The sequence below is a fragment of the Brevundimonas sp. NPDC046655 genome, from assembly GCF_044901625.1.
Classification (GTDB): Bacteria; Pseudomonadota; Alphaproteobacteria; order Caulobacterales; family Caulobacteraceae; genus Brevundimonas.
This window is the reverse complement of sequence record NZ_JBJDPV010000002.1, coordinates 335,184-357,470: the sequence shown is the minus strand read 5'-3', so window position 1 is coordinate 357,470 and position 22,287 is coordinate 335,184. Positions and strand designations below refer to the sequence as shown.

Below are 22,287 nucleotides of genomic sequence, written 5' to 3'. Positions count from 1 at the left end.
AATCGTCGCTCACGCGATCAACGCGAACTGCAACCGGCCGATTTGCGCCGAAAAGCCGCAACCCCGAGCTGTTGCAAGCCAATCAGGCCCTACAGGTTGTCGCGCAGCCAGCCGGCGGCGCGGGCCACCATGCCGCCGCGGTGCACCTTGGGGGCGTCGGCGGCGGTGATCTGACGGGACATCAGCTTGCGGGCCGAGACGGCCTCGCGCGGGCCGTAGGCGGCGCGCAGCAGGACGCCCGAGGCCGAGCAGAAGGCCGGGCCGGAGGCGGCGTCGGCCAGGTGAGGCGCGCGTTGCGGCTTGCCCAGGCGGACGGGGCGGTCGAAGACGCGCACCGCCAGTTCACGCACGCCGTTCAACTGGCTGGCCCCGCCGGTCAGGACGATGCCCGCGCCCGGGTCCATGCCGACGCCGGCGTGCTTGAGCCGGTCGCGCAGCAGTTCGAGGGTTTCCTCGACGCGCGGGGCGATGACGGTCTTCAGCATGGCGCGCGGGACGATGACGGGGCCGGCGGACGGGTCCTCGCCGCGCGGCGGGGCCTCCAGCATCTCGCGGTCCTCGTTGGCGCTGGCCATGGCCGAGCCGTGCAGGGTCTTCAGGCGCTCGGCGCCGACCTTGGAAGTCGACAGGCCGCGCGCGATGTCGGCGGTGACGTGATCACCGCCGACGTTGAGGCTTTCGATATGCAGCAGGGAGCGCCCGCCCCAGACGGCCGCCGAGGTCGAGCCGCCGCCCATGTCGATGCAGACGCTGCCCAGCTCCATCTCGTCCTCTTCCAGCGCGGCGAGCGAGGAGACGACCGGGGCGGCGGCCACGCCTTGCAGGTCAAGGTGAGCCAGTTCGAGGCAGTGGCTGAGGGCGCCGAAGGAGCCTTCAGACATGGAGACGACCAGCAGGTCCAGCCCCAGCGAGCCCCCGCGCATCGAGCGCGGATCATGGACGCCGCGCGCCCCGTCCACCGACCAGGCGATGGGCAGGACGTGGATCGGGCGACGGTTGGGCAGGCGGATCTGGGCCAGGGCCATGCCGATGGCGCGGGCCAGATCGCCGTCGCTGATCGGATGGGCGCCCAGGGAGACGCGGGCCTGGACCCGGTGGCTGGCCATCTGGCCGATGGCCGTGGTGACGATGACGCCGGAAACGGGCGAGCCGGCGGCGCGCTCGGCGCGCTCGACGGCGTGGCCGATGGCCTGGGCCGCCTCGTCCATGTTGACAATGGCCCCGCCGCGCACGCCGCGCGACTGGACGTGGCTGGCGCCCGCGACGCGGATGGTGCGGTCGGCGTGGCGCACGCCCTCGGGCTTCATGATGAAGCAGGCGACCTTGGACTGGCCCAGGTCGAGCGCGGCCACGGCCGGAGCGCGCGGGGCGCCCTTGGCTTGATCCGTGTTCGTGTCTCGGCTGCGTCCGGCCATGATGCTCGTATCCTGAATAGTCGTGTCAGACAGCGCCTTCGGAGGGCCGGACGGCGACCTCCTCGGGCGTGCGGAGATCGACCCGGGCGAAGCCCAGATCGAGAAGGCGTTCGCGCTGGTCCAGCGCGTCGAGACGGATCAGCGCGCTGTCCTGATCCACGGCAGGCAGCTGGATCAGAGCGCCGTCCTTGAGGCGGAGATCCCAGCGGCGCTCGTCCACCCGGACGAGGGCTTCAACGCGCGCCATCAGGCGCGGGCGCTGGGCCAACAGCGGAAGGATCTCGGCGGCGGTCTGATCGGCGCCCTTGCCGACGACCAGCGGAAGCTTGGGATAGCGGCCGGCGTCAGCGCCCTGGATGACCTGGCCCCGGCTGTCGATGACGTAGGCGTGGCCGCCGGTCTGCCAAACGGCCAGACGGTCATGTTCCTTGACGTCGACGATCAGGGTGTCGGGCAGCAGGCGCACCACGCGCGCCTCCTTGACCCAGCCCACGGCCTGCACCCGGTCGCGCACGGCGTTGAGGTCGAGGCTGACGATGGGCTGGTCGGCGCTGACGCCGACTGCCTGCTGGATAGCGGCGCGGGCCTCGGGCGAGGCGCCGGTGACGTGCAACTTCTTCACCTTCAGGCCCATGCCCGAGGTGACGCTGTCGAAGCGGTTGGAGACCGAGTTGGAAATGCGCTCGGCCCGCGCCCCGGTGGCCAGGACCCCGCCCAGCACCACGACGCCCGCCACGATGGAGATCAGAACGGCGCGCGGCGACAGGTCCAGCCGACCGATGGCGGCGACCTTGCCCGGCGTGGCCGGAGCGTTGCGGGAGCCCTGCCCCCTGCCCTTCGTCGAACCCTGTCGCCGACCGCCGCGCACTACCGCGGGCATGAGGCGTCCTCCACCATCCACCGAACCAGATCACGATACGCCATCCCGACATAGGCCGCCTGCTCGGGACTGAGCGAGGTCGGCGTCATGCCGGGCTGGGTGTTGACCTCCAGAAGAACGAGAACGTCGTTAACATCGTCATAACGAAAATCGGCCCGGGACACGCCGCGGCAGCCCATGGCCGTATGAGCGAGTTCCGACTGACGTAAAGCCTTGTCAAAGACGTGGGCCGGCAGCTCAGCGGGCAGGACATGCTTGGAGCCGCCCGGAGCGTATTTAGCCTCGTAGTCGTAGAAACCCTTGGTCGGGGTGATGTCGGTGACGGTCAGGGCGCGCGGGCCGCTGGTCTCGCCCAGGACCGTGACGGCCAGTTCCTTGCCCGCGATGAAGGGCTCGACCATAACCAGGTCGCCATAGGTCCAGCTGTCGTCGCCGACGATGGCGCAGGGCGCGTCGCCCGGCTGGATGACATAGACGCCGACCGAGGAGCCCTCAGCGTTCGGCTTGATGACATAGGGGGGCTGAATGACGTGGTCCGCCGCCACCGCCTTGCGGTCGAACAGGCCGCCGCCGGGGACGACAACGCCCGCCGCGCGCAGCACGGCCTTGGACTTGTCCTTGTCCATGGCCAGGGCCGAGGCCAGGACGCCTGAGTGGGTGTAGGGAATGCGCAGGGTCTCAAGGATGCCCTGGACGCAGCCGTCCTCGCCCCATTCGCCATGCAGGGCGTTGAAGACGACGTCGGGTTTCAGGGCCGTCAGCACCTGGGCCAGATCGCGACCCGCGTCGACACGCGTGACCTTGGCGACCTGCCCCTCCAGGGCGTCGGCGCAGCCTCGCCCCGAGGACAGCGAAACCTCGCGTTCCGACGACAGGCCGCCCATCAGGACAGCGACGTGAAGAGTGTTCAGGGGCGCGCGCATGGGACGATCCGACTACTAGCCCGCCCCTATGCCCTGAATACGGTTAACCGGTTGGAAACGATAGCGGGGCGGATGCGGAATTCACCGGTCCGCGATTGCGCCTCGCGCGTCGTCCGCCTCCCCTACCCCTTCACCCGCCAGGTCGCGCCTTGCGGGCCGTCCATGACGACGACGTTCAGTTCGTTCAGCCGGTCGCGGATGCGGTCGGCCTCGCCCCAGTTCTTTTGGGCGCGGGCGACAGCGCGCTGCTCCAGCAGGGCCTCGACCTCGGCCTTCAGGGCCGGATCGCCGCCCTCGAACCATTCGTCCGGCGTCAGGGCCAGCACGCCCAGCAAGCCGGCGGCTTCGACCAGGCTCCAGCGGGCCATGGCCACGTCGTTGATGTCGGCCTCAGCATCGTTCAGCAAGTCGCGCAGGGCGTTGCCCAGCCCGAACAGTTGGGCGATGGCGCCCGGCGTGTTGAGGTCGTCCTCCAGCGCGTCCAGCACCGGGTCGAGGGCGTTCTCGGCCAGCTCCATCTCGGCCTCTTCCAGGACGGAGAGGTCGAAATCGGCTAGTCTGGCGTCGGCGTCGCGCAGGACGCCGTAGAGGCGGTCCAGGTTCTTGCGCGACTGATCCAGCAGGGTCTGGTTCCAGTCCAGCGGCTGACGATAGTGGGCGCTCAGCAAGGCCCAGCGCACCACCTCGCCCGGCATGGCCTTCACCAGATCATGCAGCAGAAGGACGTTGCCGATCGACTTGGACATCTTCTCGGCGTCCACCGTCAGGAAACCGTTGTGCATCCAGTAGCGGGCGTATTCGTCATGGGCCTGGTCGCCGTGGGCGTGACCATGGGCGCAGACGCCCTGGGCGATCTCGTTCTCGTGGTGCGGGAAGACCAGGTCGATGCCGCCGCCGTGGATGTCGATGGGCAGGCCGAGGGTCTGCTCGATCATGGCCGAGCACTCGATGTGCCAGCCGGGACGCCCTTCGCCCCACGGGCTCGGCCAGGACGGCTCGTCCGCCTTGGACGGCTTCCACAGGACGAAGTCGTGCGGGTTCTTTTTATAAGGCGCAACCTCGACGCGGGCGCCGGCGATCATGTCGTCCAGGTTGCGGCCCGACAGCGCGCCGTAGGACGGATAGCTGGAGACATCGAACAGGACATGACCCTCGGCGGCATAGGCGTTGCCGGCGTCGATAATGGCCTGAATCTGGGCCGTGATGGCGCCGATATAGTCGGTGACGTGGGGGGCGATGTCCGGCGGGCTGACGTTCAGCAGGCCCATGTCGGCCAGGTAGGCCGCCTCGTACCGCGCCGTGATCTCGCCTATGGCCACGCCTTCGCGGGCGGCCTTGGCGTTGATCTTGTCATCCACGTCGGTGACGTTGCGGGCGTAGATGACCTTGTCCGGGCCATAGGTCCGGCGCAGCAGTCGCACCAGGACGTCGAACACCACCGGCGGACGCGCATTGCCGATGTGGGCGTAGTCATAGACCGTCGGGCCGCAGACATAGAGCGTCACCCGGTTCGGATCGCGCGGCGTGAAGGCGCGCTTTTCACGGCGAAGGGTGTCGTGGATGTGCAACGGCATGGGTGACAGTCTTTTGCGAGTTTTCTTGCGGGACGGACGACGTGTCCCATATAGCGGCCTGATACACAGTCATACTTGATTGGTAAAAGGTAGCCTTGGCGGTCTCCCCGCCCCTCTGGATCAGTTCATGAGCACTTCGCCCGCCAAGCCCGTCCTCGTCACCGAAGAGACCGCCGTCGTGCGCCCCAGCCGCGAACAGGCGCTGGAGGCCGTGCGCACCCTGATCGCCTGGGCGGGCGACGATCCCTCGCGCCCCGGCCTGATCGACACGCCCAAGCGGGTGGTCGACGCCTATGGCGAATGGTTCGACGGTTACGACGCCGATGCGGGCAAGGAGTTGTCGCGCACCTTCGAGGACGTGACCGGCTATGACGACATGGTCATCCTGCGCGACATCGAGATCGAGAGCCACTGCGAGCACCACATGGCCCCCTTCCTCGGCAAGGCCTATGTCGCCTACCTGCCGGGCGAGAAGGTCGTGGGCATCTCCAAGCTGGCGCGCGTGGTCGAGATCTTCGCCCGTCGCCTGCAGAACCAGGAGACCCTGACCAACGACATCATCGAGGCCATCGAATCGCACCTGCAGCCGCGCGGCGTGGCCGTCCTGGTCGATGCGGCGCACCAGTGCATGACCACGCGCGGCGTTCATCACCGCCACGTCACCACCATCACCACCCGCTTCACCGGCGCTTTCAAGGACGACCCGGCCCTGGCCGACCGCTTCCTCAAGCTGGCCAGGGGCTGAGGACAAGAGGCTGAGTCGCAAGGGGTTTGATCCGGTCGTCTCGCACCTGCGAAACGACCGATTTGGCAATCTTATTGCCCTTTGACGCGAATTCGTCACGCAAGACGGCTTTACAAGCCCGGCGCGGGACGCCAAGAGACGATCCATACCTTTGAGTGCTGCTCGCCGGAGAATGCGAGCTGTGATGGAGACGACGGCGTATGGGCTCTAAACTTTCCGGTCCCGCGGGCCAGGGTGGCAAAACGATCGAACAGAACGCTGACATCAACGTCACGCCGTTCGTCGACATCATGCTGGTGCTGCTGATCATCTTCATGGTCGCCGCGCCGCTGGCCACCGTGTCGATCAAGCTGGACCTGCCGCCGGCGGTCCCCAGCGAAACCAATGAAAAGCCCAAGGAACCCGTGTACGTCACGATCCAGGAGTCGGGCAGCATCTACATCGCCGAGAAAGAAACCTCGGTCGCCACCCTCCCGGCCGACGTCTGCGCCGCGCAGAACGTCACGACGGACTGCCGCGAAGAGCGCGTCTTCGTCCGCGCCCAGCCGGAAGTGAAGTACAACCAGTTCATGGAAGTCATGAACAAGCTTCAGGAAAACGGCTTCTACAAGGTCGGTCTGCTGAACGAAGACATCGAGTAGGACTTAGCTCCGCTCTCAATGAATCAGGGCCGCTCCTCCGGGAGCGGCCCTTTTTCTTGGCCTGAACGCCATCCCCGCTTGCCCCCGAGACAATGCCGGTCCTTGATGCAGACCGTCAGTTTTCGGGGGAATCCGCCATGCGTCGCCGCACCTTCCTGTCCAGTTTGCCTGCGGGCGCCCTTCTGGCCGGAGCCGGCTCGGTCGCCGCCCAGACGACGCCGGCGCCCGCCACCGCAGCCCCCGCCTCGTCTCGCCCCGCCGATCCCTACGCCGGCGTCGGCATCGGCGACCGGGTGACAGGGCCGAAATTCGTCGGCCGCTCGACCGTCTGGGGCGCCAACGGCGCCGCCGCCACGGCCCACCCCGCCGCCACCCTGATCGGACTGGACACCCTGAGGCGCGGCGGCTCGGCCATCGACGCCGCCATCGCCATCAACGCCGCCTTGGGCTTCCTGGAGCCGACCGCCAACGGCATCGGCGGCGACGCCTTTGGCCTGATGTGGGACCCGGCCCAGAAGAAGGTCGTCGGCTTCAACGGTTCGGGGAATAGTCCTCTCGCGTTGTCGCTGGCGACCGCCCGCTCGAAGGCCGTGGACGGCTATCTGCCCAAGTACGGCGCCGTGACCGTCAACGTGCCCGGCACGGTCGACGCCTGGTGGAGCGCGCACCAGCGCTACGGCAAGCTGCCTTGGAAGGACGTCCTGATTCCCGTTGCCGAACTGTGCGAACAGGGCGTGCCCGTGCCTGAGGTCATCGCCTGGTATCTGGAACGCAACATGGCCGGCTTCGACCGCGCCAGCGCCCAGATCGAGGAGAACGACAACCGCAAGAAGGTGTACCGCCCCGACGGCCGCACGCTGAAGACGGGCGAGATTTTCGCCAACCCGGACCTGGGCCGCACCTACCGCATGATCGCCGAGGGCGGGCGTGACGCCTTCTACGACGGTGCCATCGCCGACCACATCGAGCGCTATTTCAAGCGCATAGGCGGCTGGATGACCCGCGCCGACCTGGCCGCCCACCGCACCGAATGGGTCGAGCCGCTGATGACCACCTATCGCGGGGTCGAGGTCTATAGCCTGGGGCCGAACACCCAGGGCCTGTCGACCAACCAGATCCTGAACATCTGCGAGCAGTTCGACCTCAAGGCCATGGGCTTCCAGTCCGCCGCCTCGATCCACGTCCAGGCCGAGGCCAAGCGGTTGGCCTTCGAGGATCGCGCCCGCTACTTCGCCGACGAGCGCTTCGCCAAGGCCCCGACCGCCTGGCTGAACTCCAAGGCCTACGCCGCCGAGCGCGCCAGGCTGATCAACCCGGATCGCGTCATGGATCGGGTCTTCCCCGGCGACGCCCCGACCCAGGGCGACACCACCTATTTCAGCGTGGCCGACAAGGACGGGATGATGGTCAGCTGGATCCAGTCCAACTATCGCGGCATGGGTTCGGGCCTGACGCCGGATGGTCCCGACGGCGGGACCCTGGGCTTCATGTTCCAGGACCGGGGCGAGCTGTTCGCCCTGACCGACGGCCATCCCAATGTCTATGCGCCGGGCAAGCGACCCTTCCACACCATCATTCCCGGCTTCGCCTGCAAGGACGGGGAGCCCTGGCTGGCCTATGGCGTCATGGGCGGCGGGATGCAGCCCCAGGGGCAGGCCCAGATCATCATCAACATGGTCGACTATGGCCTCGACCCGCAGCAGGCCGGGGACAGCCCGCGCTGGCAGCACTACGGCTCGTCCGAGCCGACCGGCCAGCCCGCCGAGGGCGTCGGCAAGCTGCACCTGGAAACCGGCGTGCCCGAAGCCACCAGGCAGCAGCTGACCGCCATGGGCTGGGACCTCGGCCCGCCCGACGGCGGCTTCGGCGGCTATCAGAACGTCATGAAGCAGATAAACGCACAGGGCCGCTGGACCTACGGCGCGGCCACCGAGATGCGCAAGGACGGCAACGCCCTGGCCTATTGAGGAGAACGCCATGATCGCCGCCCTTCTGGCCGCCGCCGCCCTCGCTGCGCCCGCCGCCTGCACGCCCGTTCCCGGCGTCGAAGCGCTTTGGAAGAACGAGATCCGCTACGTCGTCGTCGGCGAGATGCACGGCACGGCCGAGACCCCCGCCGCTTTCGCTGACATGGTCTGCGCCGCGCGGGACAAGGGACCGGTGACGGTCGCGCTCGAATTCTCGGAAGGCATGCAGCCCATGATGGACGCCTTCATGGCGGCCGAAAGCGACGAGGCCGCCCGCGCGATCCTGGCCGCCTATCCGCACGGCCCCTTCGTCCACCACGACGGGCGCGGCAGCGTGGCCATTCTGGACATGCTGCTGCGTCTGCGGGCGATGAAGCGCGAGACGCCAGGCCTCAAGATCGTCGCCTTCGCCCCCGACAGCCCGCGCGTTGGGGGCTTCAGTCAGTCCTACTACGACCTGGACATGGGTCATCGACTGGCGACCGCCGCGCGCAAGGCGCCGGACAGCCGGATGCTGGTCCTGGTCGGCAACATCCATGCGCAGAAAAAGACAATCGATAGCTTCAACCTGACCCCCGCGGTGATGCACCTGCCGTCGGCCGAGGTCGTCAGCCTCTATGTCGTTCCGCAGGGCGGAAGCGCCTGGAACTGCGGAGGTGAAGCCTGCGGCGCCAATCCCTTGCCGGAGACCTACGACGCCGCCGCGCGGGGCGTCGTCATCCAGCCCTATGGCAACGGCGCCTTCGACGGCGTCCTGGCGCTCGGCCCGACCACCGCATCCGAACCCGCCAAGCCTTGACCTGACGCCACGTCAATCGCCTAGAGTTCGTTTCCAAACAGGACGGACCCTATGACCGAGCTCGTGACCCGCGACTTCACCGCCCCGGCCCCCGACGGTTATCCGCTGTCGATGCGACTGGTGTCGGCGGCGGAGCCGCGCATCGCCGTGCTGGTGTCGTCGGGGACGGGCTTTCCCAAGGGCTTCTATGAGCGGTTCGCGCGGCATCTGGCCGAGCGCGGCGCGGCGGTGCTGACCTATGATTTTCGGGGCATAGCCGGGTCGCGGCCCGATGACCTGAAGGCGATGGCGATGGACTACCCCGACTGGGGCCGGCTGGACATGCCCGCCGCCCTGGACGCCCTGATCGCGGCGGCGCCGGGCCTGCGCGTCGTCCATGTCGGCCACAGCGTCGGCGGGCATTTCCTGGGCTTCATGGCCAATCAGGACCGGATCGACCGCCACGCCTTCGTCTCGGTCGGCACCGGATGGTGGGGCGGGCACCACCGCAGCTACAATCCGCTGGAGCTCTTCTTCTGGCTGGGCTTCGGCCCGTTCAGCCTGATGCGGCACGGCTATATCAAGGGCGGCGGCCTGTGGGGCGGGACCGACCTGCCGCGCGGCGTCTTCACCACCTGGCGGCGCTGGTGCCTGAAGCGGGCATACTTCTCGCGCGAGCTGGAAACGAGCTTGCGGCCCCATCATTACGAGGCGGTGACCGCGCCCATCCGATCCTGGATCTTCACCGACGACCCCATCGCCACGCCGAACACCGCGCGCGACCTGCTGACGGTTTACCCCAAGGCCCCGTCCGAGATCAGTGTCCACGCCCCCGACGACTTCGGCGCGCGGCGCATCGGCCATGAAGGGGCCTTCCGCAAAGGGATGGAGCCCTTGTGGGATCAGATTTTCCACTGGCTGGACAATGGCGAGGCCTGATCGAGCGCCTATATCGAGCGCTCCTTAATGCCGGAGCCTCCCATGCCCTATTCCGATCAGCCGACCGTCATCGCCTCGGGCGTGGAGATTCCGCTTCTCGGTTTCGGCACCTGGCAGCTGGAAGCCGACGACGCCCGGCGCATGGTGCTGGAGGCCCTGCGCATCGGCTATCGCCACATCGACACGGCCTGGATCTACAAGAACGAGAAGGCGGTGGGCGACGGCATCGCCGACGCCGTGACCGAGGGGATCGTGGCCCGGGACGACATCTTCGTCACCACCAAGATCTGGGTCGAGCACTTCCATCGCGACGCCCTGCTGCGTCAGGCCGAAGAGTCTGCGATCAGCCTGGGCCTGACGCCCGACCTGCTGCTGCTGCACTGGCCCAAGCCGACGCCCTCGCTCAAGGAGACGATCGACGCCCTGAACGAGGCCCAGGAAAAGGGTTTCACCAGGCATATCGGTCTGTCGAACTTCCCCTCGGCCCAGTTCCGCGAAGCGGCGGCCCTGTCGAAGGCGCCGCTGGTGACCGATCAGGTCGAGTATCACCCCTACCTGTCGCAAAAGACCCTGATCGAGACCGCGCGCGAACTGGGCTCGTCCATCACAGCATGGTCGCCGCTGGCCCAGGGCAAGATTGCCGACGACGCCGTGATCGGCGAGATCGCCAAGGCTCACGGCAAGACCAACGGCCAGGTCACGCTGCGCTGGCTCATCCAGCAGGGCGTGATCGCCATTCCGCGCACCACCAAGGTCGAACGCGCCCGCGAGAGCTTCGACATCTTCGACTTCGAACTGTCGGCGGACGAGATGGCGCGCATCAGCGCCCTGGCCCGTCCCGATGGCCGTCTGGGTGACTGGCTGGACGCGGCCTTCCAATGGGATCAGGATGCCTGAATAAGCAGCGTCGCAGGACGCGCGCGTCGGGAGGACGCCATGGGTTCGGTTCTGGGCTTTCCGGGGATTGATCCGATGGACGCCGTCGTCGGCGCCCGCATCCGGCGCTGGCGCGACCAGAGGGGGGTGTCGCCGGACGATCTGGCCGCCGCCCTCGACCTGACGCCCGAGGCCCTGCGCCGCATCGAAGCGGGGCGCGAACATCTGGATTCCGCCGGCATCGACGCCGCCACCCGCGCCCTTCGCCTGCCGGTGTGGGCACTGGTGTCAGACGTGCCGGGCTACTGATGGCCCGCCTTTACCGCGCGATCTTCGCCGCTCTCGGCTGGTTCGCCCTGGGCCTGCAATACGGGCTGATGCTGAAGGGCAATCCGCAGACCGGCGCGGGCGAGCTGACGCTCAACTTCTTCAGCTACTTCACCATCCTGTCGAACATTCTGGTGGCCCTGGCCCTGACGGCGCCGGCCGTGGCGCCGAACAGCCGGCTGGGACGCTGGTCGCTCAGCGAGAGCGTCCGGGCCGCCGTGACCATGTATATCGTCGTGGTCGGGGTGGTTTATCACTTCCTGCTGGCCCCGATCTGGAACCCGCAGGGGTGGTCGCTGGTCGCCAACAACCTGCTGCATTACGTCATGCCGATCGCCTTCGCCGTCGACTGGCTGGTCTTCACGCCCAAGGGACGGCTGCGCTGGGTCGATCCGGCCCGGTGGCTGGTCGTGGTGCTGATCTATGGCGGCTGGACCCTGCTTCACGGCAAGCTGAGCGGCTGGTGGCCCTACTGGTTCGTGGACGTGGATCGACTGGGGCTGGGCAGGACCGCAGTCTATTTCGCGGGCCTGCTGGTCTTCTTCCTGATCGTGGGCCTGATCGTCGTGGCGATCGATCGCACCTTCGGACGGCGTGACAGACGGCTCGCGTCCGCCTAAGCCTCAGCGCATGGCCTACAAGTCCCTGCGCGATTTCATCGCGACCCTAGAAGCCGATGGCGAACTGGTTCGCGTGTCGGAGCCCGTCTCCACCCATCTGGAGATGACCGAGATCCAGACCCGGCTGCTGAGGAACGGCGGCCCGGCGGTCCTGTTTGAAAAGCCGGTCATGCCGGACGGCTCGATCAGCCCTATTCCCTGCCTGGCCAACCTGTTCGGCACGGTGAAGCGGGTCGCCATGGGCGTGACGCTGGAGGGCAAGCAACGCACCACGGCGGGCGAACTGCGCGAGGTCGGCGAACTGCTGGCCTTCCTTCGCAATCCGACGCCGCCGCGCGGCTTCTCGGACGCCATGGAGATGCTGCCCTTGGCGCAGACCGTCATGTCCATGCGGCCCAAGACGGTGAAGAGGGCCCCGGTGCAGGAGGTGGTGCTGAAGGGCGATCAGATCGACCTGACCAGCCTGCCGATCCAGGGCTGCTGGCCCGGCGAGCCGGCGCCGCTCATCACCTGGGGTCTGGTCGTGACCAAGGGGCCGTCGGACGACCGCGAGGACGACTTCAACCTGGGCATCTATCGGATGCAGGTCCTGGGCAAGGACAAGGCCATCATGCGCTGGCTGGCCCATCGCGGCGGGGCCCAGCACTATGCCCGGCACAAGAAGGCGGGCAAGCGCGAGCCCCTGCCCTGCGCCGTGGTGCTCGGCGCCGATCCCGGCACCATCCTGGCCGCCGTGACCCCGGTGCCGGAGACCCTGTCGGAGTATCAGTTCGCGGGCCTGATGCGCGGCTCAAAGGCCGAGCTGGTCGCCTGCAAGACCGTGCCGCTGATGGTGCCGGCCCAGGCCGAGATCGTGCTGGAAGGCCATGTCCTGCTTGACGAGTTCGAGGACGAAGGCCCCTACGGCGACCACACCGGCTACTACAACTCGGTCGAGAAGTTCCCGGTCTTCCAGGTGACGGCGATCACCATGCGCAAAGACCCGATCTATCTGACCACCTTCACCGGGCGCCCGCCGGATGAGCCGTCCGTGCTGGGCGAGGCCCTGAACGAGGTCTTCATCCCCCTGATCCGCCAGCAGTTTCCCGAGATCACCGACTTCTGGCTGCCGCCCGAGGGGTGCAGCTATCGCATCGCCGTGGTGTCGATGAAGAAGGCCTATCCCGGCCACGCCAAGCGGGTGATGATGGGCTGCTGGAGCTATCTGCGGCAGTTCATGTACACCAAGTGGATCATCGTCGTGGACGACGACATCAACGCCCGCGACTGGAAGGACGTCATGTGGGCCGTCTCGACCAAGATGGACCCGGCGCGCGACATCACCGTCATCGAGAACACCCCGATCGACTATCTGGACTTCGCCAGCCCCGAGAGTGGCCTGGGCTCCAAGATCGGTCTGGACGCCACCGACAAGTGGGAGCCCGAGACCAAGCGCGAATGGGGCGAGGAAATCCGCATGGACGCGACCGTGATCGAGCGGGTCAACGACATCTGGGACAGCCTCGGATTGCCGGGCGACAAGACGCCGATCTGGAAATAGCGCCGACAGCGATCGCCGAACTCCAGTCGCGATAGGCTCTCCTTAATCCTCTCGCCGTTAAGCCGGTGAGGATCGGGGAGAGACCATGCTTGCTTTCAAGAAACTGACTGTCGCTGGTAAAATGCTGACGGCGGGCGGCGCCGTCACGGGCGTCCTGCTGCTTTGCGCGGCCTTCGCCGTCTCGCACAACACGCGAACCGTTGCGCGTGGTCTGTCGCACGACTACGCTCAGGCTCTGAGCGACGGCGCCGTGGCCAACGTTAGCGGCAAGATCGGCGAAGCCTCCTCCACCGCCCGATCGATGGCCGAGATGATCGGCAAGGCCCATGAATCCGGCGTGCGCGACCGCACCACGGTCATGGCCATGATGAAGCCCGCCGCCACCGCGACGCCGCTGGTGCTGGGCAGCTGGTTCATCGCCGCGCCCGGCGCTTTTGACGGCCGCGACGCCTCTCTGGCGGGCCGGGTCGACCTGGGCTCGAACGCCGCCGGTAACTTCCTGCCCTACTGGGTCAACGACGGCGGCGTGATCACCATGCAGCCGCTGAACGCCGGCAACGACTACGAGCAGCCCTACTTCACCCTGCCCTTCAACAGCGGCAAGCCGGCCATTGTCGAGCCCTACGCCTATGACGTCGGCGGCAAGTCGGTGCTCATGACCTCGGTGGCCTATCCGGTCGTCTCGGGCGGCAAGGTGATCGGCGTGGCCGGTCTGGACCTGGCGCTGGATGATCTCTCGACCCTGCTGGGCGAGATGAAGCCGCTCGGTTCGGGACAGGTCATGCTGCTGTCCAGCTCGGGCGCCTGGGTGTCGCACCCCAACGCCGCCCTGCGCACCAAACCCTATGCCGAGGATCAGGCCGAGGCCGTGCGCGCCGTCCTGAGCCGCAACGAGGCGACCCTGCTGAGCGGCATGCGCAGCCTGACCGGCGAACGCATCGAGCGCCGCGTCAGCCCCGCCCCCCTGCCCGGCCTGAACGCCACCTGGGGTCTGGTGACCGACATCCCCACCAAGGCCATCAACGGCCCGTCTGACCGCCTGGCCGTCGCCATGATGATCGGGGGTCTGGTCATCCTGGCCCTGGTTCTGGCCAGCCTGTTCTTCGTCACCGACAAGGTGGTGCGCCAGCCGCTGGCGCGGCTGACGGCCTCGGTCAAGGCGCTGAACGCCGGCCGCTATGAAGAGCCGGTGCGCGGCACCGAAAGCGCCGACGAGGTCGGCGGCATCGCCCGCGCCCTGGAGGGCTTCCGCCATCAGCTGGCCGACACCGAGCGCCTGAGGGCCGAGCAGGAACAGAGCCGCATCGCCGCCGAGGCCGAACGCCGGCGCAACGACGCCGTCCGCCGGGCGGCCGAAGAGGAGCAGCGCCTCGTCGTCGCCTCGGTGGGCGAGGGCCTGTCGCAACTGTCGGACGGCAACCTGACCTATCGTCTGGAGGCCGCCTTCCCCGAGGACTATCGCAAACTGCGCGACGACTTCAACCTGGCCATGGGCCGGCTGGAAGAGACGATGACGGTCATCATCGGCAGCGCCGCCGGCATCCGCTCGACCACCACCGAAATCAGCCAGGCCTCCGACGACCTGTCGCGCCGCACCGAGCAACAGGCGGCCAGCCTGGAAGAGACCGCCGCCGCTCTGGAAGAGGTCACGACCACCATCCGCCATGCGTCGGACGGCGCCGATCGCGCCCGCGACATCGTTGAGACGACCCGCCAGAACGCCCGTCGCAGCGGCGACGTGGTCGATCAGACGGTCACGGCCATGCGCGAGATTGAGTCCTCGGCCCAGCAGATCGCCCAGATCACCGGCGTCATCGACGAGATCGCCTTCCAGACCAATCTTCTGGCCCTGAACGCCGGGGTCGAGGCCGCCCGCGCCGGCGACGCGGGTCGCGGCTTCGCCGTGGTGGCCTCGGAGGTCCGGGCTCTGGCCCAGCGCTCGGCCGAGGCCGCCAAGGAGATCAAGGCCTTGATCGGCTCCAGCACCGAGCGGGTCAACCAGGGCGTCCGGCTGGTCGACGACACCGGTCAGGCCCTGACCCGCATCATCGACGAGGTGGCCCAGATCAGCGGTCTGGTCGCCGATATCGCCGCCTCCGCGCGGGAACAGGCGACCGGCTTGGGCGAGATCAATGTGGCGGTGAACCAGATGGATCAGATGACCCAGCAAAACGCCGCCATGGTCGAGGAATCCACCGCCGCCTCGCATTCGCTGGCGCAGGAAACCACCAGCCTGGCCGACCTGATGGGCCGCTTCCGCATCCGCGCTGAAACCGCCCCGGCGGCGCGTCCGGCGTCCGCGCCCCGCACTGTCACCGCCCTGAAAACCGTGGGAGGACGCGGCCTGTCGGCCGTTCCCGCGGCCTCGACCGACAACTGGGAAGAGTTCTGACACCCGGCCATCCCCGCCGCCGACTGGCGCCGTCTGGCGCTGCGGCGGGGAACCGTCTAGCTTGATCGCCGCCATTGTCGGGGGGCCGTCTTGAGCGCGTTCGAGTTCTTCTTCAGCTTCTACGGCCTGTTGCTGGGTCTGTCGGTGGCCGAACTGGTCGGCGGCTTCGCGCGAGTGCTGCACGAACGCGAACGCATTCGCTTCGGCTGGCTGACTCCGGCGCTTGCCCTGTTCGTGGCCATCGACATCGCCACCTTCTGGAACCAGGCCTGGGTGATCTTTCGCGGGGCGCCGTTCAACACCTTCCTGCTGCTGGTCAGCCTGAGCATCGCCGCGACCTTCTATGTGGCGGCCAGCGTCACCTTCCCCCGCGTCTCGGCCGAGGGCGCGCATGAGCGGGTCGATCTGGACGCCCACTTCTGGGCCCATCGCAAGCTGGCGTTCGGTTGCATCATGGGCGCCAATCTGATCGTTGCGGTCATGGTCATCGTCTTGGGTCAGGTTGATCCCGGCTTCGCCAAGGTGGCCAGTTCGTTTTCCCTGTGGGCCGGTGTGACCGTCTTCGTGGTGGGGACGGCGACGGCGGCCTTCGCGCCCTGGCGGTGCGTGGCGATCGGGGCTCTAGCCGTCGTCCTTCTCTACAGCCTGTGGCAGATGGCCCGGTCGGCGGCGGCGCTGGCGGCCTGGGGCCCCGTCTTCGGCGCAGGCTGAGAACATTGCCGGAGACTTGCCAGACGATGACGATCAGCCCACGAAGAGCCATGCGCCCTGATTACTTCGTTGCGGCGGCCGTAGCCGCCCTTGTCGCCTGCGTGAGCCCCGCCATGTCCCAGACCCCGACTTCCGTTCCCAACGTCGCCCCCTGGGATCAGGCCTTCCTGCCGCCCGCCCCCGCTTGGAACGGCGCCTCCAGGGCCCTGCTGCGCGACGCCTCGGATCCCTGGGTCACGGCCTTCGAGGCCGACGCGGCGCATGACTTCTCGCCCTCCTACGCCGACACCCGCGCCTGGTTCGACCGGCTGGATGCGGCCAGCGACCTGATCCGCATCGAGCAGTTCGGCACATCGCCTGAGGGCCGCCCCCTCTATGCGGTGATCGCGTCCAAGGACGGCGCCACGCTGGACCCGTCCAAGCCCGTCCTGCTGGCCCAGGCCAGCATCCATCCGGGCGAGATCGACGGCAAGGACGCGGGCATGATGCTGCTGCGCGACATGGCCTTTTACGGCAAGGACGGCCTGCTGGACCGCGCCAACCTGATCCTGATCCCGATCCTGAGCGTGGACGGGCATGAGCGCACCGGCCCCTATTCGCGGCCCAACCAGCGCGGGCCGCGCAATCAGGGCTGGCGCCACACGGCGACCAACCAGAACCTGAACCGCGACTTCATGAAGCTGGATCAGGCCGAGATGCAGGCCGTCATGGGCCTGATCCACAAGTATCAGCCCGACCTCTACGTCGACATCCACGTAACCGACGGCATCGATTATCAGTACGACGTCACCTACGGCTACAACGGCGAGGACGGCGTCTGGAGCCGCAGCCCCGCCATCGCCAAATGGCTGGACGACGCCTTCAAGCCCGAGATGAACGCCGCTCTGGAAGCCCAGGGCCACATCCCCGGCGAACTGGTCTTCGCCATCGACGACCGCGACCCGAAGAAGGGCATGAACGACGGCGGTCTGGGCGAACGCTACTCCAACGGCTGGGGCTCGGCGGCCCACGTCCCGACCATCCTGATCGAGAATCACAGCCTGAAACCGCACGAGCAGCGGGTGCTGGGCACCTATGTCTTCCTGGAAGAAGCGCTGAAGCTGCTGGCCGACAAGTCGCAGACCCTGCGCGCCGCCATCAGCGCCGACCGCGCCCTGCGTCCCGCCGAACTGCCCGCCAACTTCGTCGGCGACGAGCAGCCGATCCGCACCCGTCCGTTCAAGGGCATCCTCTACGACACCTATGACAGCGTCGCCTCGGGCCGTCCCGAACTGCGCTGGCTGGGCCAGCCGGACCCGGAGCTGTGGCAGGTGCCCTACTTCGGATCGCGCCCGACGCTGACGCTGAAGCGCCCGACCGCCTACTGGGTGCCGTCCTATCGCGCCGACATCATCGAGCGGCTGAAGACGCACGGCGTGCAGATGGAGACCCTGTCCGCCCCGCGCACGGTCGCCGTCGACATGCTGCGTCTGGTCGACCCCAAGGTCTCGGCCCGCACCAATGAAGGTCACGTGCCGATCACGGTCGGCGAGGTCCGCCCTGAGGCCAAAGACTGGACCTTCCCCGTCGGCTCGGTGCGCGTGCCGACCGATCAGCCGATGGGCGATGTCGCCATCCTGCTGCTCGAGCCGCAGTCGTCCGAGAGCTTCTTCGCCTGGGGCATGTTCCCCGAGGTGCTGAACCGCGTCGAATACATCGAGGCCTACGCCATCGCGCCCCTGGCGGAGAAGATGCTGGCGGTCGATCCGGCGCTCAAGGCCGAGTTCGAGGCCAAGCTGGCGGCCGAGCCCGCCTTCGCCGCCGACGGCGACGCGCGTCTGGCCTGGTTCTACGAGCGCACGCCCTTCTATGATCAGCGCTTCCGCCTCTATCCTGTGGGGCGCGAACATTGAGCCTGATCCCGACCATTCAGGCGGCGGCCCTGTGGGGCGGGCTGCTGATCCTGCTGATGTTCGGCCTGTCGGGCGTGGTGGTGAACCGGCGCCGCAAGCACATGGTCGAGTTCGGCGACGGCGGCGAGCGTGAACTGGTCTGCGCCACCCGCGCCTTCGCCAACGCGGCCGAGTACATCCCCGCGGGGATGTGCGGCCTGATCCTGCTGGCCTTCCTGGGCGCGCCGGCCCTGCTGATTCATGCGGTCGGTGGGACCCTGTTCGCGGGCCGGGTGATCCACGCCCTGGGCCTGCTGTTCCAGCAAGGGCCGTCGCTGGGCCGCTCGGTCGGCATGATCCTGACCTGGCTGGCCCTGCTGGTGGCGGCGGTCAGCCTGATCGGCTGGTCGATCCTCTGAAGCGCGGCAGGCCGGTTGCGATACAGCGGCGGGTCCGCCATATCGGGGCATGTCCGCACAGACGCCCTCCCCCGACATCCTGCATGATCTGGTCGCCGCCGCGCTGAAGGCCGGCGCCGACGCCGCCGAGGCGGTATCCGCCCACCGCGCCTCCCTGTCCGTCGGCGTGCGCAACGCCGAACTGGAAGAGGTCGAGCGCGAAGAGGCCCGCGATCTGGGCCTGCGCGTCTTCGTCGGCCGGCGTCAGGCGACGGTGTCCGCCTCCGACCTGTCCGACGCCACCCGCGCCCGTCTGGTCGAGCGCGCCGTGGCCATGGCCAAACTGGCCCCCGAGGACCCCTATGCCGGTCTGGCGCCGCAGGACCGGCTGGCCCAGGGGCCCCACGCCGATCTCGACCTGTTCGATCCGTCCGAGCGCACCGCCGAGGCGCTGGAAGCCGCCGCCGCTGAGGCCGAGGCCGCTGCGCTCGCCGTCGAGGGCGTGTCCAAGTCCGAGGGCGGGCACGCCTCCTGGTCGGCCAGCGAATGGCGCCTGGTCACCTCGCACGGCTTTGACGGTCGCCACAAGGGCAGCGCCTTCTCACTGGGCGTCGGCGTCATCGCCGAGAAGAACGGGGCCATGGAGCGCGGCGGCGAAAGCCGCGCCACCCGCTACCTGTCCGACCTGCCCGGCGCCGCCGAGATAGGCCTGAAGGCGGGCGAGCGCGCCGTAGCCCGCGTCGGCTCGCGCAAGATCGCCTCGACCACCGCCCCGGTCATCTTCGAGAACCGCATCGCCACCCAGGTCCTGTCGCCCCTGCTGGGCGCCATTTCCGGCCCGGCCATCGCGCGTGGCAGCTCCTTCCTGAAGGACAAGCTCGGTCAACGGGTCCTGCCGGCGGGCGTGGACATGATCGACGATCCGTTCCGCCTGCGCGGCCTGGGCTCGACCCCCTTTGACGACGAGGGCGTGGCGGTCGAGCGGCGCAACATCGTCGAGGACGGCGTCATCACCACCTGGCTGCTGAACACCGCCGCCGCCGCCCAGCTGGGCATGGCCTCGACCGGCCACGCCTCGCGCGGCCTGGCGGGACCGTCGGGCGTCTCGACCCACAACCTGCATCTGGCGCCGGGCGAGCGCGACAAGGCGGGCCTGATGGCCGAGGCCGGGTCGGGGCTGCTGATCACCTCCATGTTCGGCCCCTCGCTGAACGCCAACAACGGCGACTGGTCGGCCGGGGTGTCCGGCTTCTGGTTCGAGGACGGCGAGTTGGCCTATCCGGTCAGCGAAGTGACCGTGGCGGGCAATCTGATCGACCTCTACGCCCGTCTGGTGCGGGGATCAGATCTGGAATTCCGGGGTTCCTTCAACGGCCCCTCCCTGATGTTCGACGCGGTGGCCATCGCCGGAAAATGACCGAGCTTCTGTCCGACCTCGAACTGATCCGCGACGCGGCTTCGGCGGCGGGCAAGCTGGCGCTCGAGCATCGCGAGGCAGGACTGAAGGTCTGGTCCAAGGAGGGCGGCTCGCCCGTCACCAGCGCCGACCTGGCGGTGGATCAACTGCTGCGCGACACGCTTTTGAGCGCCCGCCCCGACTACGGCTGGTTGTCAGAAGAGACGGCGGACAGCCCTGAGCGGCTGACGAAAAAGCGCATCTTCGTCGTCGATCCGATCGACGGCACCGTCGCCTATATGAAGAACAAGCCGTGGTGGTGCGTGCCCATCGCCGTGGTCGAGGACGGCCGCCCCGTCGCCGCCGTCATCCACGCCCCCATGCTGGGCGAGATGTTCGAGGCCACCCTCGGCGGCGGCGCGCGGCTGCAGGGCCGCCCGATCAGCGCCTCGGACACCGACACCCTGGAAGACGCCGAGCTTCTGGCCGACGCCCGGCTGATGGAGGCGCGCGAATGGACCGAGCCCTGGCCGGAAATGCGCTTCACCAAGCGCAACGCCCTGGCCTATCGCATGGCTCTGGTCGCCGCCGGGGCCTTTGACGCGGCCATCGCCATCGGCCCCAAATGGGACTGGGACGTCTGCGCCGGCGCCCTGATCGCCGAGGAGGCGGGCGCCCGCGTCAGCGATCATATGGGCCACGCATGGTGCTTTAATCGTCCCGATCCGCGACAAACCAGCCTGATCTGCGCCGCGCCGGCCCTTCACCCGTTGATCGTGAGGCGCACAGCGCCTATCCCGCTCGCCATCTGATCATCCCCTCTCGCAATGGACCCCCTCTCCATGGCCGACGCCCACGACCCCCAACTGCTTCACCTCGTCATCGGCGGCGAGATGCGCCACCCGTCCGAGCCGGTTTTCCGCGACTTGGACAAGGTTGAGTTCGTCGGCGCCTACGGCAGCTATGACGAAGCCAAGCAAGCTTGGAAGGCCCGCGCCCAGGCCACCGTCGACAACGCCCACATGCGCTACTTCATCCTGCACGCGCACAAGCTGATCGACCCGCGCTCGGACGTCTGATCCGCCGCCCTCGCCTCACGGCGAGGTTTACGGAACCGCACAGGCGGCTGACGCGCTTTCGTGTCAGCCGCCTTTGGCGTTTCTGGAGAGGTTTCCGTCATGACGCCCACCCTGATCGTCCTGCTGCTGGTGATCCTGGCCGTGGTCGCCGTCGTCTGGGTCGTGAAGAAGGGCCCCGCGCACACGCCCCGTCCCGGCGAGGATCAGGACACCGCCTGGAACGACCCCATCACCCCGGCCGAATCCGGGCATCATCATCCGTCCCGCAAGCCGGAGCCGCGACCGTGACCCTGTTTGGCCAGACCCTCGACGGGCAACAGCTGTTCGGGATCATCTCCCTGATCAGCGTTCTGGCTCTGTGGCTGATCGTTCTCGGGCGCGAACGCAATTATGCTCGTTGGTTTCGCCAGTGGGAAGCCGACCGCAAGGCGCGTCGCGACGCGGAAACGGCCCAGCACGGCCCGAAGCGCGGCCCCTGGGGCTAAGTCCTATTCGCGCTTCAGCAAGCGGTCCACGACCAGCTTGCCCCACCAGCCGGCCTTGAACTCGGCGCGTATCGCCTTGGGGTCGTAGGCGTCGCTGTCGACCCAGTCCTCGAAGCTGACCCCGGTCGGCTCGACCTCGGCGACATACTTCTCCAGCGTATAATCCAGCACCCCGGTCAGCCCCTCGCGGCTGTGCAGCGTACGCTTGCCCAGTTCCGTCATGGCCGCCGAGATCGGCTCGCCCAGACGGAAGTGGCGATAAAGCACCGCCATCATCCCCGCTCGGTCCGCACCCGACTTGCAATGGATCAGGGCCGGATACTCGATGGTCTTGAACAGGTCGCGCGCCCGGTCGATGCGGTCGCGCCCCGGCGGATCGCGCGAGTCCAGCGGGGCGTCGATCAGAGTCAGGCCCAGCCGCTTGCAGGCGTCCTTCTCCAGCCAGTAATAGGCTTCGTCGCGCTGCCCGCGCAGGTTGATGACGGTCCTGATCCCGCGCCTTTGCCAATAGGCCAGTTGCCCCGACGACGGTTGGTTGGTGCGCACCAGGTCCGGCCCCAGCCAATGGGCGTTGGTGAAGGCTGTGCGCAGGAAGGCGTGATCGGCCCAGAAATAGGACCAATGCGCCTTGAACCGGCCCATCAGCGTTGTCAGATCATAGTGCGCCATAGGCCGCAGATAGCGATGAAACCGCAGCGCGTCACCCACAGCCTTCGCCGTGCGGCTTGAC

The 22,287-nt window shown here is 67.9% G+C and carries 23 protein-coding genes; 18 read left to right on the top strand and 5 right to left on the bottom strand.

Going from position 1 to position 22,287, the window contains the following annotated elements:
• Positions 1 to 89: 89 nt before the first annotated feature.
• The 4 genes from ftsA to cysS all read right to left on the bottom strand — a co-directional run bounded on the left by ftsA (position 90) and on the right by cysS (position 4,792).
• Positions 90 to 1,415, bottom strand: a complete 1,326-nt coding sequence (ftsA, locus tag ACI2KI_RS09490) for a cell division protein FtsA (protein ID WP_105563928.1) — start codon at positions 1,413 to 1,415, stop codon at positions 90 to 92.
• Between the two features lie 25 nt (positions 1,416 to 1,440).
• Positions 1,441 to 2,295, bottom strand: a complete 855-nt coding sequence (locus ACI2KI_RS09485) for a cell division protein FtsQ/DivIB (RefSeq protein WP_404619535.1) — start codon at positions 2,293 to 2,295, stop codon at positions 1,441 to 1,443.
• Positions 2,283 to 3,218 carry a D-alanine--D-alanine ligase gene (locus ACI2KI_RS09480; protein WP_404619533.1) on the bottom strand — a complete coding sequence of 312 codons (936 nt, stop codon included), beginning with the start codon at positions 3,216 to 3,218 and terminating at the stop codon, positions 2,283 to 2,285. The genes ACI2KI_RS09485 and ACI2KI_RS09480 overlap by 13 nt, the downstream gene beginning before the upstream one ends.
• Before the next feature lie 122 nt (positions 3,219 to 3,340).
• Positions 3,341 to 4,792, bottom strand: a complete 1,452-nt coding sequence (gene cysS / locus ACI2KI_RS09475) for a cysteine--tRNA ligase (RefSeq protein WP_404619531.1) — start codon at positions 4,790 to 4,792, stop codon at positions 3,341 to 3,343.
• A gap of 127 nt (positions 4,793 to 4,919) precedes the next feature.
• Here cysS and folE point away from each other — a divergent pair, with 127 nt between their 5' ends.
• From folE to ACI2KI_RS09385, 18 genes are all read left to right on the top strand, one after another.
• Positions 4,920 to 5,537 (top strand): GTP cyclohydrolase I FolE, encoded by a 618-nt coding sequence (gene folE / locus ACI2KI_RS09470; protein WP_313472044.1) that lies wholly within the window; start codon positions 4,920 to 4,922, stop codon positions 5,535 to 5,537.
• Positions 5,538 to 5,737: 200 nt separating this feature from the next.
• Positions 5,738 to 6,178: a biopolymer transporter ExbD gene (locus ACI2KI_RS09465; protein ID WP_292083928.1), complete on the top strand. Its 441-nt coding sequence runs from the start codon at positions 5,738 to 5,740 to the stop codon at positions 6,176 to 6,178.
• 137 nt (positions 6,179 to 6,315) lie between these two features.
• Positions 6,316 to 8,145: a gamma-glutamyltransferase family protein gene (locus ACI2KI_RS09460; RefSeq protein WP_404619529.1), complete on the top strand. Its 1,830-nt coding sequence runs from the start codon at positions 6,316 to 6,318 to the stop codon at positions 8,143 to 8,145.
• A gap of 10 nt (positions 8,146 to 8,155) precedes the next feature.
• On the top strand, positions 8,156 to 8,944 hold the full coding sequence (locus ACI2KI_RS09455; RefSeq protein WP_404619527.1) for a hypothetical protein: 789 nt from the start codon (positions 8,156 to 8,158) through the stop codon (positions 8,942 to 8,944).
• Positions 8,945 to 8,995: 51 nt separating this feature from the next.
• Positions 8,996 to 9,862, top strand: coding sequence for an alpha/beta fold hydrolase (locus ACI2KI_RS09450; protein WP_404619525.1), 867 nt, complete (start codon positions 8,996 to 8,998; stop codon positions 9,860 to 9,862).
• Between the two features lie 42 nt (positions 9,863 to 9,904).
• Complete coding sequence (locus tag ACI2KI_RS09445; RefSeq protein ID WP_404619523.1) at positions 9,905 to 10,759, top strand: aldo/keto reductase; 855 nt, start codon at positions 9,905 to 9,907, stop codon at positions 10,757 to 10,759.
• A gap of 39 nt (positions 10,760 to 10,798) precedes the next feature.
• Positions 10,799 to 11,047 (top strand): helix-turn-helix domain-containing protein, encoded by a 249-nt coding sequence (locus tag ACI2KI_RS09440; RefSeq protein WP_390182820.1) that lies wholly within the window; start codon positions 10,799 to 10,801, stop codon positions 11,045 to 11,047.
• A complete protein-coding gene (locus ACI2KI_RS09435; protein WP_404619521.1) occupies positions 11,047 to 11,685 on the top strand; it encodes a Pr6Pr family membrane protein in 639 nt (212 codons plus the stop codon). The genes ACI2KI_RS09440 and ACI2KI_RS09435 overlap by 1 nt, the downstream gene beginning before the upstream one ends.
• Positions 11,686 to 11,695: 10 nt before the next feature.
• Positions 11,696 to 13,225 carry a UbiD family decarboxylase gene (locus tag ACI2KI_RS09430; protein WP_404619519.1) on the top strand — a complete coding sequence of 510 codons (1,530 nt, stop codon included), beginning with the start codon at positions 11,696 to 11,698 and terminating at the stop codon, positions 13,223 to 13,225.
• Between the two features lie 85 nt (positions 13,226 to 13,310).
• On the top strand, positions 13,311 to 15,617 hold the full coding sequence (locus ACI2KI_RS09425; RefSeq protein WP_404619517.1) for a methyl-accepting chemotaxis protein: 2,307 nt from the start codon (positions 13,311 to 13,313) through the stop codon (positions 15,615 to 15,617).
• 90 nt (positions 15,618 to 15,707) lie between these two features.
• Positions 15,708 to 16,328 (top strand): hypothetical protein, encoded by a 621-nt coding sequence (locus tag ACI2KI_RS09420; RefSeq protein WP_404619515.1) that lies wholly within the window; start codon positions 15,708 to 15,710, stop codon positions 16,326 to 16,328.
• Positions 16,329 to 16,441: 113 nt separating this feature from the next.
• On the top strand, positions 16,442 to 18,220 hold the full coding sequence (locus ACI2KI_RS09415; protein ID WP_404619513.1) for a M14 family metallopeptidase: 1,779 nt from the start codon (positions 16,442 to 16,444) through the stop codon (positions 18,218 to 18,220).
• Positions 18,217 to 18,618, top strand: a complete 402-nt coding sequence (locus tag ACI2KI_RS09410) for an MAPEG family protein (RefSeq protein ID WP_400543242.1) — start codon at positions 18,217 to 18,219, stop codon at positions 18,616 to 18,618. Before ACI2KI_RS09415 ends, ACI2KI_RS09410 begins: the two co-directional genes overlap by 4 nt.
• 49 nt (positions 18,619 to 18,667) lie before the next feature.
• A complete protein-coding gene (locus tag ACI2KI_RS09405) occupies positions 18,668 to 20,014 on the top strand; it encodes a TldD/PmbA family protein (RefSeq protein ID WP_404619512.1) in 1,347 nt (448 codons plus the stop codon).
• Positions 20,011 to 20,805 carry a 3'(2'),5'-bisphosphate nucleotidase CysQ gene (locus ACI2KI_RS09400; RefSeq protein ID WP_404619511.1) on the top strand — a complete coding sequence of 265 codons (795 nt, stop codon included), beginning with the start codon at positions 20,011 to 20,013 and terminating at the stop codon, positions 20,803 to 20,805. The genes ACI2KI_RS09405 and ACI2KI_RS09400 overlap by 4 nt, the downstream gene beginning before the upstream one ends.
• A 15-nt stretch (positions 20,806 to 20,820) precedes the next feature.
• Entirely contained in the window at positions 20,821 to 21,072 is a 252-nt protein-coding gene (locus ACI2KI_RS09395; protein WP_312064475.1) for a DUF4170 domain-containing protein, read from the top strand.
• A gap of 99 nt (positions 21,073 to 21,171) precedes the next feature.
• Positions 21,172 to 21,360, top strand: coding sequence for a hypothetical protein (locus tag ACI2KI_RS09390; protein WP_312064473.1), 189 nt, complete (start codon positions 21,172 to 21,174; stop codon positions 21,358 to 21,360).
• A complete protein-coding gene (locus ACI2KI_RS09385) occupies positions 21,357 to 21,557 on the top strand; it encodes a hypothetical protein (protein WP_300199985.1) in 201 nt (66 codons plus the stop codon). The genes ACI2KI_RS09390 and ACI2KI_RS09385 overlap by 4 nt, the downstream gene beginning before the upstream one ends.
• A 3-nt stretch (positions 21,558 to 21,560) precedes the next feature.
• Here ACI2KI_RS09385 and ACI2KI_RS09380 read toward each other — a convergent pair whose 3' ends face one another.
• Positions 21,561 to 22,226, bottom strand: a complete 666-nt coding sequence (locus tag ACI2KI_RS09380; protein WP_404619617.1) for a protein tyrosine phosphatase — start codon at positions 22,224 to 22,226, stop codon at positions 21,561 to 21,563.
• Between the last annotated feature and the right edge of the window lie 61 nt (positions 22,227 to 22,287).